At 64.0% G+C, this 14,966-nt stretch carries 13 protein-coding genes; all 13 read right to left on the bottom strand.

All coding sequences use genetic code 11. From position 1 onward, the window contains the following. Window positions 1–15: 15 nt before the first annotated feature. Window positions 16–1,053 (bottom strand): glycosyltransferase, encoded by a 1,038-nt coding sequence (locus OP497_RS00205; RefSeq protein WP_280545721.1) that lies wholly within the window; start codon window positions 1,051–1,053, stop codon window positions 16–18. A 65-nt stretch (window positions 1,054–1,118) separates the two neighbouring features. Continuing rightward, window positions 1,119–1,949: a hypothetical protein gene (locus OP497_RS00200; RefSeq protein WP_280545720.1), complete on the bottom strand. Its 831-nt coding sequence runs from the start codon at window positions 1,947–1,949 to the stop codon at window positions 1,119–1,121. Next, a complete protein-coding gene (locus OP497_RS00195; protein WP_280545719.1) occupies window positions 1,946–3,745 on the bottom strand; it encodes a hypothetical protein in 1,800 nt (599 codons plus the stop codon). The genes OP497_RS00200 and OP497_RS00195 overlap by 4 nt, the downstream gene beginning before the upstream one ends. Before the next feature lie 2 nt (window positions 3,746–3,747). Beyond that, window positions 3,748–4,974 carry a CDP-glycerol glycerophosphotransferase family protein gene (locus OP497_RS00190; protein ID WP_280545718.1) on the bottom strand — a complete coding sequence of 409 codons (1,227 nt, stop codon included), beginning with the start codon at window positions 4,972–4,974 and terminating at the stop codon, window positions 3,748–3,750. Further along, complete coding sequence (locus OP497_RS00185) at window positions 4,961–5,422, bottom strand: adenylyltransferase/cytidyltransferase family protein (protein ID WP_348533101.1); 462 nt, start codon at window positions 5,420–5,422, stop codon at window positions 4,961–4,963. The genes OP497_RS00190 and OP497_RS00185 overlap by 14 nt, the downstream gene beginning before the upstream one ends. Before the next feature lie 27 nt (window positions 5,423–5,449). Beyond that, window positions 5,450–6,367 carry a glycosyltransferase family A protein gene (locus OP497_RS00180; protein WP_280545717.1) on the bottom strand — a complete coding sequence of 306 codons (918 nt, stop codon included), beginning with the start codon at window positions 6,365–6,367 and terminating at the stop codon, window positions 5,450–5,452. Window positions 6,368–6,395: 28 nt separating this feature from the next. Next, window positions 6,396–7,283, bottom strand: a complete 888-nt coding sequence (locus OP497_RS00175; RefSeq protein WP_280545716.1) for a hypothetical protein — start codon at window positions 7,281–7,283, stop codon at window positions 6,396–6,398. Window positions 7,284–7,454: 171 nt separating this feature from the next. Next, the gene (locus OP497_RS00170) at window positions 7,455–9,254 is read right to left on the bottom strand and encodes an ABC transporter ATP-binding protein (protein ID WP_280545715.1); all 1,800 of its coding nucleotides are present in this window, start codon (window positions 9,252–9,254) and stop codon (window positions 7,455–7,457) included. A gap of 60 nt (window positions 9,255–9,314) precedes the next feature. Continuing rightward, window positions 9,315–11,294: a nucleoside-diphosphate sugar epimerase/dehydratase gene (locus tag OP497_RS00165; RefSeq protein ID WP_280545714.1), complete on the bottom strand. Its 1,980-nt coding sequence runs from the start codon at window positions 11,292–11,294 to the stop codon at window positions 9,315–9,317. A gap of 10 nt (window positions 11,295–11,304) precedes the next feature. Further along, the gene (locus tag OP497_RS00160; protein ID WP_280545713.1) at window positions 11,305–12,270 is read right to left on the bottom strand and encodes a D-2-hydroxyacid dehydrogenase; all 966 of its coding nucleotides are present in this window, start codon (window positions 12,268–12,270) and stop codon (window positions 11,305–11,307) included. A gap of 2 nt (window positions 12,271–12,272) precedes the next feature. Then, window positions 12,273–13,133: an aldolase/citrate lyase family protein gene (locus tag OP497_RS00155; RefSeq protein WP_280545712.1), complete on the bottom strand. Its 861-nt coding sequence runs from the start codon at window positions 13,131–13,133 to the stop codon at window positions 12,273–12,275. Then, on the bottom strand, window positions 13,130–13,783 hold the full coding sequence (locus tag OP497_RS00150) for a sugar transferase (protein ID WP_280545711.1): 654 nt from the start codon (window positions 13,781–13,783) through the stop codon (window positions 13,130–13,132). The genes OP497_RS00155 and OP497_RS00150 overlap by 4 nt, the downstream gene beginning before the upstream one ends. Continuing rightward, entirely contained in the window at window positions 13,780–14,880 is a 1,101-nt protein-coding gene (locus OP497_RS00145; RefSeq protein WP_280545710.1) for a glycosyltransferase family 4 protein, read from the bottom strand. The genes OP497_RS00150 and OP497_RS00145 overlap by 4 nt, the downstream gene beginning before the upstream one ends. Window positions 14,881–14,966: the final 86 nt, after the last annotated feature.

Genomic DNA, 14,966 nt, shown 5'->3' with positions numbered 1-14,966 from the left:
GTTAGTGTGGCCAACTCAACTCGCCAGTGTGACCCTGGCCACCTGGCTGGCATAGTTTTCCGCCGCTCGCCGTGACGTGTAGGCGTGCACCAGTTGATGTGAACGAGAACGCATCTCGGCACGATCACCCTGCCTATATGCCTCCAGGCAGGCAGCGATATCAGCGGGGTCGTGGCTCTCGGCCAGGAAGCCGTCAACGCCATGGGTCACGATGCCATCCACTCCCCAACCGCGGTGTCCCACCACCACGCAGCCCTGGGCCATGGCCTCCAGGTAGGCGAGCCCCAGGGTCTCCGGCGCGCTGGGCATGAGGAAGAGCTCCGAGCGGAACATGCCCGCCAATACCTCGTGCCGAGGGCGAAAGCCATGTCTCTTGACGATGCCCCCGAGCCCCAGACGTGCGATGGCGGCATCCACTTCCTGCCGGAGCTGGCCATCGCCAAACAGCTCCACGCTGACCGGTGCATGACGAGCCACCCGGGCCACCGCCTCGAGGGCCGCCACGATGTGCTTGCTCGGGTGGAACTTGCAGGCCATCACCAGCCGCAGTGCCCCTGGCGCCACCACTTTCCTGGACAAATCACAGATCTCCTCCTCGGGAATTCCCGAGAAGACCACACCATCGGCAGTAAACCCCGTGACCTGGCGCAGCTGTTCGAGCAGGGGCCCGGAACGGGCCAGCACCAGATCCGATTGTTCCACGGCCATCCTCAGCCTCGGTTGGACAAGGTCGTTGCTATGCACGATATAGACGAAACGGGTATCGGGGCCGCCGAAGACCCGATAGGCGGGATAGAAACTCCTGGCCATGTGGACGATGATATGCCTGTGATCGAGCCTGGCCCCCATGCGAACCAGCAAACGTCGTGTCAAAGCGGCGGAAAAGACGTCACCCACTCCGATACGCGGCACGTCATAGAGCGTCACCGGCCCGACCTGGTGTCGCCGAGGCAATGACACCCCCTCGCGACACACCAGTGGAGAAAACCGCACCACCTCGCGCACATTCAGCCCGAATGCCGACGCCTGCTCCACCAGTTCCCTGACTGCCACGGTGCCCCCCTCGACCGTGCGAGACGCTCCCGATGGATAGATACGGGTACACAACAAGGCATCCATCACGGCCTCCTCCTGATCCTGCGCGCCAGGCGCCTCGCCCAACGCTGCAGCACGATGGTCATCACCACCCACTGGGCCACGCCCCACCCCTGCAGCAGGGCGAACCTGTCGCCCCGCTCCAGTGCATCCATCATTCGCAGGTCATTGCGGTCCTTGAGCCGGTTACGTCCATGCTTGAGGCGACGCAGTTGATCGAATGAGACGAACCTGAGTCCGTCTACCTGCAAATGGAAGGCGGGATCCTCGATCAACGTCTGCTTGGAAACACCGTGGTGAACGAGCTGGGCATCGTTGGCGCTGAAGCCCCGCTCACGCTGCCTTATCGAGTCCAGGGCAAGGAAGTCGACATCGCGTGCAGGGCGAAGGCCATACAGCTCCAGTACCAGGCTCGAGTCGAACACCACGCGCGATGGCTCGAGCCCCTGTCGTTCCAGGAAGGCGCGAAGCGACCGGACGCGGGCCGGCCAGCGTCGCGCCAGGCGCCCCCCCCGTGCATGCTGAAGAAAATGGCGACCATTGGCGTTCATCAACAGCGCCTCCATCCATGGAAGCTCCTTTGGCGAGGTGACATGCCGCCATCCCTCACCATCAGGCAACTTGCCACCGCTATCCGCGACGACTTCAAGCAGGCGTTCGCCGTGCTCCGCGCCTTCCACCTCGGCACCCAGCTCATTCAGACGGGCCATCAAGTGCTGCCAACCACAGCACGACAACCTGAGGTGCTCACCGAGCGATACCTGGCCAACGTCCACCAGCACGCGCCAAGCCAGCCCGCGTGTCGAATCGCCTCTCGAGGAGGCCGATTGCGTTTCAGTATTCTGGCCGATCATGGCTGGTGCCTCGGGGAGTGCGACCCACGGCCTTGCAGCACCGCACGGCAGACATTGAGCACAGAGAAATAGCCCAGGGTGGCGACACGCACCACCACCAGCACCGGCCTCGGGAAGGCATGCAGGCAGAAGAACAGCGGCAACGCCGTATGCCGGAACCAGCGCCGGTAATAGAGATCACGGGGCTGGCGTAACACCGGTAGGTCGCCACGGAAATCCTCCTGTGGTGCGAACCAGGCCAGGTTGCCCCTCAACTGGTCGGTACACCGCCCTCCCTCCTGAAGAAACTCGAAGTCGATCACCTTCAAGCCCTTGTCGGGATCGAACAACAGGTTGCCCGGTTTGAGATCGACACACTCGTACCCCAGGCGGCGATAGTGACGGATCACCTCCTGCAGCCGCTGGACCACCCACAGGGGCAATACCGGATAACGATGCAGCATGGGCCGCCAGGCCGAGATCTCCGCCATGGCATTCTCGTAGCGCTCGAAGACCAGGTGGTTTGGCCCCACCTCAAGCAACCGTGACACCTCCTCCAGATCGCTGGCCAGATGTCGGGCTTCGACTTCCCGGGCCAGGAAGCGCTCGCGTCCCCGGCGGAAGGTCTTGCAGATGGCCGGCTGACCATGAAAGTCGATCAGCTCCACCTTGGCTCGGCGGGCGTTGCCACTCAGGTCGGCCAAGACGGGATAGGGGCAGTGAAACTCCTTCTGAAGGGCCTCGGCACATTCGACCACCTCCTCGATGCACTCCGGCGCCAACACCTCGAGATAGGCCAGCGCCTGGCGGGCATTGTCGGAGGAGTGAAGGATGTTGCATTGTTCCGCACGAGGTCGATCCCTGTTGTACCGGTCACGAACGGCAAGCTTGGTCTTCAGCAGACGGGCATTGTCGAGGCCGGGATGCTTCACCTGGAGTCCCTCATCCACCGCCTGGGGCATGACATCGTGTACCACCAGGTAGTAGGCCGGCGGACCACCGCTCACCGGCCAGGGACCTCGACTCCAGTTCCCGCCACGAATATCGCGTATTGCCTGGGGGTGAACTCGTGCATCCACGACGCCTTCCGTCAGCAACTCGAAACCGTCATCGAACAGGCGGCGGCGCACCATCTCCAGCGCCCCCAGCCCGCACTCGCGAACCAGGAACACGGCCAGCCCACGACGTGCGTCATCCAGGGGCAACGCTTCTCTCGCCAGCCACTCGGCTACCCAGGGTGACATCGGGGCCAGTTTCTCGAGGGTATCGTAGGGGGGCCGCCAGCCAAGGTCCGCCAGCCAGGCATCCAGCCTCTCAAGGGTCAAGGGGGATTGCGGGCCCTCACAGCATGCTTCGCTCAATCGCTCCAGCAGGACCCGGCGCTCGCCCGTGGGTTCGATCCCGAGGTGATAAGCCTGATGGAAGGCCTCGACACGAAGAAGGGCCTCTGGCGGCAACCGTCCCCGGGAATCCGACCGGGCCTGTTCCAGCAGCCAGCAGCCGCAGGGCACCGGGAGGTATGCCAGGTCATGATACTGGCTACCCGAGATACCACTCAGGCTGTAGAGGTCACAGGGCAGCTTGCCCCGCGTGGTGGTGGCTGCCCTCACGGCAGGCATATTCTCGTCCGCCACCAGGAGAACCAGCCTGTCGGCGGAAGCATCCGCAATCCCCTCGATATCACACATCACGGCCAGCTGGACGCCATCGGCACGCAATGCCGCCAGCCATCGCCCAACGGGCATCTCTGGGGGCACGAAGGCGGGAAGGGCCCGCGGCGCCACCGAACGCCGCCACCATCGACGCAGTTTTCGCATGATCAGTCTCCTCGCTTCCACAGGTAATCGATGATCCGATGACACTCCTGACCGTCATGCAGGGCCGCATGGCGAGCCACAAAGTCGGCGAGTTGGCGGGTATGCTGCCCTGTCTTCACCGCTCGCCAGGCATCAGGCAATTCCGACCAACTGGTAATGACAGGGCCGGGGGCATCGCCCCGGTAATCGCCGTATAACCCCACGTCGTGGGTCTGGTAGGCCTCGAGATCCGGGGCCATCAACACGATCGGGCGCGACAGGCAGGCGAAGTCGTACATCACGCTGGAATAGTCTGTGATCAGGCCATCCATGGCAGGCAGCAGCGCATTGACGTCCGGAAAGCGCGATACCGGCAGGTCGTGCAGGTAGGGAGAGCGTCCTAGCAATGCCGTCAGTCCCTGCATTTTCAGTGACACATGACCGCGCACCAGCAGCAGCAACCGCTCGCGCTCCAGCCAGGGCAGCAATGCCTCAAGCTGCTCTCCCTGAGCCAGGTCCAGCTCCCCTTGCCCTTGCAGACGTAGCGTCGGCGCATAGAGCAGAAGGCCGGCATATTCATCGGGTTCGATGCCACCCCGGCACAAGCTCCCCACGGCATCCTCCTCGAATGCCTGCCAACGGGGGTAACCGAGCGCTGCGACACGGCACTCCGGCAAGGCATAGGCCGACATCATCCTGGTCTTCGCCACTTCCGAAGCCACCAGCATGCGGTCCGGACTGCGCTTGCCGGGCAGCCAGCGCTTCACCTGGCGGTCGAAAAGTCGAGTGAATGGACCCAACCGAGCCGAACGGGCATCGTGGCCCATGTGCTTGAGGGGTGTGCCATGGGTCAGGCTCACCAGTTCCGCACCGACGATGGCATGGGCGTTGACGTCCTCGGCCGAATGAGTCACCAGGGCGCGGCCCGCCCGCAGCGCCAGTCGAGTACCGGCGAGGGAATAGGCCAGTTCGGCCTCACCGCCCTCCCCTTGAACCCGACTCACCACGTCGGGGTCATGGGCGAGCCACACCGCCCGCAGCCCCGGCTCGTGGTCGCGCACATGACGATAGAGGTAACGCGCATTGTCGGCGTATTGCGCACCGTGCCAGGCCCCGAATACCCAGAGCGTCGGGTCACGCCTGCTCCACCACGCCAGCGGGCAGAGCGGCAGCCAGGCCAGTTGGGCCAGCAGGCGTCTCAGATACGGCTTCGATGCGCCTCGCCCACGCTCACGCTCACGCGAAGTCACGGCGCAGCTGCTCCAGTACGTCGAAGGCCCTCAACACGTCCTCCCTGGAGACGCTGCAGAAGCGGTTCAGCGACCGCTTCAGCTCGGTGGTGGAGACACCATCCGTGCGTGGCAGGTAGACCACCTTGCAATGGGGCGCCAGAAAGTCGAAACGTCCCTTCCAGTCGTCCCCGATGGCAAAGGTATTCACCGAATGGCGCTTCACATCATCGAGCTTCTGGTCCCAACTCGCCTCGGGGATGACCTCATCGACAAACCGGATCGAGCGCACGATCTCGGCGCGCTGTTCGAAGGGAATCATGGTCCGCTTGCCCTTGGCGGCATTGAACTCGTCGGTCGATACCGCGACGATCAACCGGTCTCCCAGGGCTTCCAGTCGGCGCAGCAGGTTCAGGTGGCCGATATGGAACATGTCGAAGGTGCCGTAGGTAATCACCGTCTCGCTCATGGTCATGCCTCCTCGGGCCCGGGGCCCTCACGCACTCTGAGAATGCATCTGTTCGAACAGCGCACGCGGTGCCCACAGCGACAAGACGTGATACCAGAGTCGTGGCCGCATGGCCGTCAGCGTCAAGGCCTTCAGGTCCGCATCCACCGACAGGCCGAGACGACGCTTCTCCACTGCCCAGGACAGCACCTTGCGATTGACCGCCGTCGCCAACTGGCGGCGCTCCTGGCGGCTGAGGTGTGGTATCTCGCCCAATAGGCCCTGGCAGGGATGAATGCCTATCAGGTTCGCTGTGTCGCGCGTCACGCCGCTATGCTCCAGTTGCCAGAGACTGGTGACGGTGTCGTCATAGTGGATTCGCTCCAGGGCACACAGGGTCCTTAGCCAGAAGTGGACATCTCCGCCGCGCCGATACTGGCCCGCTGGAAAACCGCCCAGCATCCGAAAGCGTTCGCGATGCAGGCAGGCACCATTCATGTGAATGAAGTCACAGCGGGCAAAGGCGGCCAACGCCTGCTGGCGTGTCAACACCCCCACCGGCAGGTCGTCAAGGCGCGGGAGTCTCCGACCACGCTCGAGCTTCTGGTAGGCGTTGACGAACAGTTCCACGTCGGCATGCTGCGTGATCGCTGCGGAAAAGCGTGACAGGTGGTCGAACAGCAACAGATCGTCGGCGTCGAAGAACACCAGCCACTCCGCTCGGGCCTGCCCCGCCCCGTGATTGCGAGCGGCGTATCCCCCGGGCCCGGGCGTACCACGCTGGAAGAGGCGCAGACGGCCCGCACCCTCCTCGCGCAGCAACAACTGAAGGGAGCCATCAGTGGAACCGTCATCCACGGCGATGATCTCGAAGTCCCGATGCGTCTGATGGTATAGGCACGCCAATGCAGCCGACAGCGTCGACACCTTGTTAAATACAGGAATCACCACGGAAAACTTGGGCACGGAAGTCGTCTCGCTTGTCGCGCTTCGCTCAGGCCACCTCGTCGCGAACCTCGGACAAGACCGGCGCAAAGCACGCATCAAATACCTTGAGGGCGGCGCTCAGCGAGAAGAGCCCGGCGACAACCCAGGGCCAATGGGTCACTTCCTGCCGGCGGATAATCTGCCCGACCCGGATCGTAACGTTGTTCGCCGAAAGGCCGGAGATCACTGCATAGCGGTGCTGGCCTGCCAGCACCTGCCAACGCCAGACTCCCTCATCATCCACCAACATCAGGGCTTGAATATCACCATCACTGCTGTCGTGGCGTTTGAAGCCTGCCCGGCCGATGGTATCGAGCAGCCTGGCCAGCCGCTCCACTTCCACCTCCAGCTTGCGAGGCGAGACCGGTCCGCAGAACTTCCAACCATCGACCTCGACATCGAGCCGGTGCCCCAACACATAGGCGCTCTCCCGCCCTTCCGTGCGTCTGCGCTGAGCCTGCTTGGCTTCGAGATCGAGGGGCTCCCAGGGCCACGCTGCTGACCAGCTAGGCAGACAGGCCAGCTGGGGAGCCTCCGTTTGCGACAGCCCGAAGAAGGCTGCAGCACTATCTGGTTGCCAGTCGGCATAGTACTGTTCGAGTGCCTCGCGGATCAGCGAGCGCTCGCGTCCCGGATGACGTCGCGCCTCCCGCAATGCCGCTGGTAGAGGGCTTGCTCCCGCCATCGGTAAGCTGAACAGCCCGATCCCCCAGTCGGAAGGGGCGTCCAGCAGCAGCGTCCTTCCGGGATAGCGGTAGGACAGCGCCAGGGGAGAAGTATCGAGGTGGCGGGCATCAACAGGCCGATGATGGGCCATGGGTTCGGCGTGAATACCCAGTCGTTCCACCTGCTGATGAATCCAGCGTTTGACATGCAAGCTATCGATGCGCATCACGGCATGAACCTCCACTCCCCACGACGCCCCAGGCTTTGTCTGAAAAGTCGGCGAGCGAAGGGCAGACAAGGCAAAAATCGGCGAAAAGACGGAGTTTACGGGGTGTAAATGAGTACTTTGAGTCTATTTTTAACGCCGTATGGCCGAGCGCAGCCAGTTTTCGGACAGAGCCTAAAGGTTGGCCATCATCTGGAAGGTAACATTGCGGCCGGCCAGCTCGTCATAGGTGCCGGCATCGACTACCCGTCCCTCCTCCAGCATGTAGATGATGTCACACGCCTTGACCGTGGCCAGGCGGTGGGCAATCAGCACGATCGTCATCCGCCCCACGAAGTGCTGAATATCTTCCATGACACGCCGCTCGGTGATCCCATCCAGGGCACTGGTGGCCTCATCGAGGACCAGCACCCGGGCCTGGCGATAGAGCGCCCGGGCGATCCCGATACGCTGTCGCTGCCCCCCCGACAGCTGCACGCCTCGCTCCCCGACTCGCGTATCCAGCCCCTCGGGCAGGTGCGCGAGAAGCTCCTCGAGCTGAGCCATGCGCAGCGCCTCGATGACTCGGTGTTCATCGACGTCCTCGCGCTCGATGCCAAAAGCGACGTTCTCGAGGATGCTCGCATCTGCCAGGAAAATGTGCTGTGGCACGAACCCTACGCCCTCCTGCCAAAGCCTGAGATTGTCCGGCGTGATGGGCAATCCATCGATCAGCACTTCTCCCTCATCGGGCTCTATCAGGCCGAGGAGCAGGTCCACCGCCGTGCTCTTGCCACTGCCCGAGGGGCCGACAAGGCCGACCAGGTGATTGGCGGGAATCGTCAGTGTCAGTCCATTCAATGCAGGCTCCGACTTGCCGGGATAATGGAAGGCCAGGTTCTGCATTCTGATCTCGCTGAGGGGTATCCACGGCTCGCTGCTCGCACGGGAGGCATCGGGCTCGTCAGCGATTTCCCGACTGGCCAGCAGGTCCTCGCGGATACTGTCGTAGGAGGCGAGGTGGCCACGGATGGTCGAGACCGCGGAATAGATCCGTTGATAGGCCGGCAACATCTTGAAGCCCGCCAGGGCATAGATCGAAAGGGCCGGGAGGATCGCCCCCAGGTCTCCCTGGTAGAGGTTGAGTTGGTAGAGCACAAGCAGTATCACCGATCCGAAGGCCACCAGCTCGATGGCATAGCGCGGGGCATCGCTGAGCCCCTGGGTGACCCCCTGCCCCCTTGCCACCCGCCTGCCCGCCCGTTCATAGCGACGGGTGAAATTCGACTGACGGTGTAGCAACAGCAAGTCCTTGATGCCTCCGAATCCTTCGGACAGCAGCTTGAAACGTCGCGCCTGGGCTTGGGAGACACGCAATCCGTTGGCAATCAGGAAACGCCGTACCGTGCGATACAGCAGCAGGTAAGCGGTAACGAAGATCGCGACCCCCGAGAGGGCCACGACCGGGTTATAGAACAGGATCGCCAGGGTCATGAGCACCAGCATGACCAGCCTGGCGTTGAGCTGCAGGCAGGGATTGATGATACGTTGGGTGACCCGCTGCACCTCCTGAGAGGCCTTGTGGGTCAATCGGCTGCTGCTCTGTCCGGCATGGAAGAGCCAGGGTTGATGAAGGTAATAGCGGTAGAGGCGACTCGAAAGTTCTGCCCCGACATTGGCACTGTAAAGGGATAAGCGCCAGGTGGTGTACATCGAGAACAGCGATGAGAGCAGCAGAATGACCAGCACCCCGCCGCCCAGCCCCGAGAGGAAGCTCTCGGGGCTGTCAAGCCCGCTGCGTTGATAGAGCCAGGCAAGCCGTCCGTCTCCCTGGAGCCGACTCATGTCCCCGACAACGGCCATGAAGGGGCCGATGGCGACCACACTGGCGATCTCGGCCAGTGCCATGACCACGATAAGCAGCTGCAACCTCAGCAGACGACGCCGCTGTTGCAGGGTCAGCAGGGAATAGAGCTCTCGCAGTTGCGCTAGCATGACGTCTCCGGTGGCGTGTCCCGACGCGGGACGTTGAAGGGAAAGAGCACGATGCAAGCTTCACAGCGAACCGGAGGGACCGAGTTGTCCCCCTGACAACACGGGTGCCGGCGCGCCCAATGATGTTGTCAAGGGTACCTGCGTCCTGCTTGCCCTGGCTTGCCACACCAGGTCCACCAACTGATCATCGGAGGAATATGCCAGGGGGGCTTCCATCAGCAGCTGTTTGAGGCGCTGTGAGTGCGAGGCATGCAGGGCCTTGTGCAGCTCTTCGAGAAACGCCTCAACCTGCTCCCAGGGCCAGGACACCTCGCGGGATGTCATGATCCTGGGGTGACGGGTGGCCGTGACCTCTCCGCCGATAAGCAGCTCCTCGTAGAGCTTCTCGCCGGGCCTCAGGCCGGTATAGACGATCTCGATGTCCCCATCTGGATGGTCATCATCCTTCACCTCCAGCCCGGAGAGGCGAATCATGCTGGCCGCGAGATCGGCGATGCGAACCGGCTCACCCATGTCGAGCACGAAGACCTCCCCCCCACTGCCCATGGCTCCGGCCTGGATGACCAGTTGGGCCGCCTCGGGAATGGTCATGAAGTAGCGCGTGATCTCAGGGTGGGTGACCTCCACCGGCCCGCCCTGCTCGATCTGTCGACGAAACAGCGGCACCACGGACCCGCTCGACCCCAGCACATTGCCGAAACGCACCATGCAGAAGCGCGTGGAGCAGGTCCCGAGATCAGACAGCGCCTGGCAGATCAGCTCAGTCAGCCGCTTGGTGGCCCCCATCACGTTGGTTGGCCGCACCGCCTTGTCGGTTGAGACCAGCACGAAGGTCTCCACCTTCTCCTCCAGCGCGGCCATGGCAAGCCCCAGGGTCCCGAAGACATTGTTGCGGATACCCTCCACCAGATTGGCCTCCACCAGGGGCACATGCTTGTAGGCAGCGGCATGGTAGAGCGTCTGCACCCCGAAGCTGGCAATGACCTCACGCATCCGCTCCCCGCGCTGAACCGATACCAGCAGCGCCTTCACGCCTGAGTGGCTCGCACGACGACTCGCCAGGCGCTGCAGCTCCTGCTCGATGGCATAGAGGGCGTATTCGCTATTGTCGACCAGCAACAGGACGGCAGGCCCCTGGCCGAGGATCTGGCGACACAGCTCCGCGCCGATGGACCCCCCCGCCCCCGTGACCATGACCACCTTTTCGCGAATATCGGCATCCATAAGCTCGGGAAAGGCCGGCACGGGGTCACGTCCAAGCAGATCCTCGACGGCCACATTGCACGTCTCGTTGATTCTGGCACGCCCCGAGACCAGGTCCTCCGAACCGGGGATGGTCTGCACCGGAATCGATAACTGGGCTAGCTGCTCGAGGATCTGTCGCCGCCTGCATCGCGGCGCACTGGGAATCGCCAACAGCACGAGCTCAAGGTCGAGGCGATGAACGAGAGATTCCAGTTCGTCGGGGTGATGGACCGGCAGTCCCTCCACCAAGGCTCCATGCAGCCCGCGCCAGTCATCGACGAAGGCCCGAGGTCGATACCGTCCGCCATGCTGGAGGGCGCGGGCCAGTTCGCACCCTGCCGCTCCGGCGCCGTAAATGACCACCGATTGCCGCTGGGGGCAACGACTGAGCTGATAAAGCTCCCGAAGCATCATTCGAAGCCCACCCACCATGATCAGCACCAGCAGGGCGAAGATCGGCAGGACATGGAGCGATAGAGGCTGACCGAGCAACAGGTCGAGGACGAGAAGGTTAACCACCGAAAGCAGCAGCCCCGTGACGAGAGTCAGTGCCATGTGCTGGTTCATGTAGCGCAGCACGATACGGTACACCCCCATGAACTCGAAGATCAGCGGGGTAGCCAACGCCACCACCACCAGCAAGAAAGCAAACACGGGTCCTTGCAGTGCCTGAATGTCGTCTACCAACAACACAGCGAGCAACAAGCAGGCCGCAACCAACACGACATCCGCCAGACGCAGAAATCCGCGTTTGACACGACGCGGCAACATCACCAACGCAACTAGCCAATGCATGAGTCGTTCCTCAATAACCAGCCTCGACATCGACCGGCGTGAGCGGTGCCTGGCCTGCGACCAGTGCTCTGTGATTGTCGAGAAACAGCGCCACGGCACGCTCCAGATAGAAGGGCGTGGTCCCGGAGACATGCGGCGTCAGCAGCACATCCTCGCGTCCCCACAGGCGTGAGTCCGCGGGCAAGGGTTCCCGCTCGAACACATCCAGGGCGGCACCGGAGAGACGCCCGTCCTCCAGGGCCTCGATCACGGCCGACTCGCGCACCACCCCACCCCGTGAGATATCGACCAGTACAGCGCCCGGCCGCAACCAGCCGAGCAGGTCGTTGTCGACCAGGCCACGGGTCTCGGCGGTCAGCGGCAGGCAGACTACCAGGTAGTCGGTTTCAGCCAGCACCTCGGGGAGCCTCGACCCGTTCAGAGGCATCACCCCCTGCGGGGTCTCGCCGCGGCGACGCAGGCCATGGACCTGCATCCCGAAGAGCCGGGCACGCTCGGCCAGCATGCCTCCCACCCGTCCCATGCCGAGGATGGTCAGCCGCGCGCCAGTCAGCTCGCCCAGCCACTCACGTTGCCAGTGGGGGGACGCGGCTTGCCGGGTCCAGGTGCCGAAACGCTTGGCAAAATAGAGCATGGCACCCAGGGCGAATTCGCTCATGGCCGGCGCATGCACCCCGGCACTCCGGGTCATCAATATCCGATGCTTGTCGAAGGGCATCGTCCAGATCGCCTCGACCCCCGAGGACAGGAAATGGATCCAGTCATAGTGCGCCAGGCGCGCCAGGGCCTCGGGCAGCCACGGCAGGGTCGGGGTGATCACCGCGTCGACCCTCAACCCGTCGGGAACCTGCGCGGGGCTCGAGGCCAGCATCACCCGCGCCTCCGGCAGCCCCTCGGCGAGCTGAGCCAGCAAGGCCTCACGCTGCCGGGCAAGCACCGCCTCATGCTGGAGGACCAGCAACGTTTCCAAGGGCATCCTCACAGCTCCAGTGGCACCTGTTCCATGGGTAGCTGCAGCGGTTCGGCCATCTCGAAGACTCTCTCCGCCAGGCGCCGATGATTGGCCTGCAGACGTACCTCGTCGGCCCGGCGCCAGCGTGACTCGGCCATGCGCAGGGCACGGACCTCCACCGGCAAGTCCACCTTGTGCTGCAGTTCCTCCAGGGACTCGGCCCCGCCGTGGAAGGCTCGGCTCAGGATCACCCAGTGGGAACCCAGGCGAACATGTTCGCCAAGGATCCAGTCCGCGGGCAGCACATTCCCCGACATGCAACCGACCCCGCCGAACCCCCAACTGATGCCTGCCTCGTCCAGCATCCTGGCCTCGGCATCGATCATGCCCCCCGCCAGGGGTTCGAACAGGAAGCCCACGCCGAGCCCCAGCGACAGGTCGTTGAGCCCGATGTGCACCTCGTCATGTCCTGGCCTGAGCAGCGGCAGCCAGTGAGAGAGACGTACCAGTGCCGCCGGTGTCTCGGCCAGGTAGGTCACCGGCACGCGGCCGCGGACCAGCGACTGGAAGCGCTGGACCTCTCGAGAAGTGGTGAACATGGGCAGCATGAGCCGCTGGGCACCATGGTCAATGGCCGCCGATACCTCGTCGGAGGTGCCTGCATTGAGGGGATTGATCCTCACCATCAGCTCGGCATGCTGCAATCGTTGTGCCACCGCCGCGATCTGCAACAGGCTGTGGCACGCCTTGTGGGTATCCAGGTGGCCTTGACGCACCGCCTTGCCCAACTCTTCCTGGTCCATGAAGATGCGTGCCACGCCGTTCTGCTCGGCCAGCACCGCCACTTCGGGACAGGCGGTGATCATCATCAGCTTCAACGTCCTCATGTCTCCCGGGCCTCCTCTTCTTGACGCGTCTGCTCTACCGGGAGGTAGGCCCGCCAGTTGCTGCCCGCCCCGCCATAGACCCCCTGCGCCGCGAACACCACCCGCACCGTGGCCAGCAGGATGAGCAGATCCCGCCAAAGGCTCTGGGCATCGACATAGTCACAGTCCGCGGCCAGCTGCTCGGGCCAGTCCAGTCCTCGCCGGCCACGCACCTGGGCGAGTCCGGTCAGCCCCGGCAAGACCATGAAGCGACGGCTCAGGCGCACCGGCACCGCCGCCTCCTGCTCCGGCAGCAAGGGTCGCGGCCCCACCAGGCTCATGTCGCCACGCAGCACGTTCCAGAGCTGCGGGAGTTCGTCGAGGCTCGTGACTCTCAGCCAGCGTCCGGCGCGGGTGATGCGGGGATCTCGCCCCTCCTCTACCACCGCCTCGCGGTACTGCTCCACCGACTCTCGCACGACCATGCTGCGAAACTTGTAGAGCTCGAACGGAACCCCCCTGAGGCCCAGACGCGTCTGGCGGAACAACGCCGGCCCCGGACTGTCCAGGCGAACCCACAGTGCCAGCAGGCCCAGCAAGGGAGCCAGCAGCAGCAGCGCGACAAGGCTGACGCTGACATCCAGGGCGCGCTTGCCGACGGGCTGTCTCATAGTTCCATGACCTCCAGCATCGCCCGGTTGACTCGGCGAACATCGAAGCGCTCGGCCGCCAGTCGCCTGGAGGCAGCGCCCATTCGCGCCACTTGTTCCGGCGCCTCTAGCAACCCCTGCAGGGCAGCCGCGAGCGCCGGAACATCGCGGGGTGGCACGAGGATCCCGTTGTCATCGGGAAGCACCGTCTCGCGACAGCCTGGCGCATCGGTGGTCACGATGGCGCGGCCGGTGGCCATGGCCTCGAGCACACAGCGCGGGATGCCTTCTCGGTAGGTAGAAGGAAAGACGAAGACATGGCATCTCGAGAGCCAGGGGCGGACATCCCTGACCCCGCCGATGAACTCCACTATCCCGCGCTCATGCCAGGCCGCCACCTCCCCTGCCGGGCAGGCATGGGGCAGGTCGGGGTCATGGGGCCCCACCACCACGAAGCGGGCCTCGGGGAAGACGGGCTTGAGCCGCTCGGCGGCTGCCACGAACTGATCCACCCCCTTGTCGCGCAGCAACCGACCGACGTAAAGGAACAGCATCGGCCCATCGGGCAGCGGGCAGCGGGGATACTCCTCGAGGTTCACCCCCGAGCCGTTGACGCGAACGGTGCGCAGGCCTGGCGATATGATCCCCCGCGTCAGGAACTCGGCCTGGTCATCGGGATTCTGGAAGAACACCGCCCGGTTGCCGGCAAGCCCCGCCCGGTAGAGTGACGAGACCAGGGAACGCAGCAGTCGTGCGCGCCGCGTCCGGGCCTCCCCATAGGCCAGGCCCAGCCCCGTGATCAGCGAGAAGGAGCACGGCACCCCGGCGAGGCGCGCCGCCAGGCTGCCGTACACCACCGGCTTGACCGTATAGCCGAGCACCACCCGGGGGCGCAGCCGTCGCATCACTTGCCACAGGGCGGCCAGGGTGCGCAGGTCCTGCCAGGGCGCCAACGACGCCCGGGACATCTCCAGCGGGATGATGGGAATACCCAGCTGCTCCACCTCGGGCAGGTAGTCCGCCCGGGGCACGGCAGCGGCCACGGCATGTCCCCGTGCCTGCATCTCGCGGATCAGGTCGCCGCGATTGGCGATCAGCGATCGTGCATTCCCTGCCACGATCAAGATCGACTGACCTGGAGGAGCCGGCACGTAACGACTCGCAATCAAGTTCGTGCTCGTCATCAAGTTCGTGCTATCCATGG

The organism is Halomonas sp. 11-S5 (assembly GCF_029889825.1).
GTDB lineage: Bacteria > Pseudomonadota > Gammaproteobacteria > Pseudomonadales > Halomonadaceae > Halomonas.
This window is presented reverse-complemented; position numbering and strand designations above follow the sequence as displayed.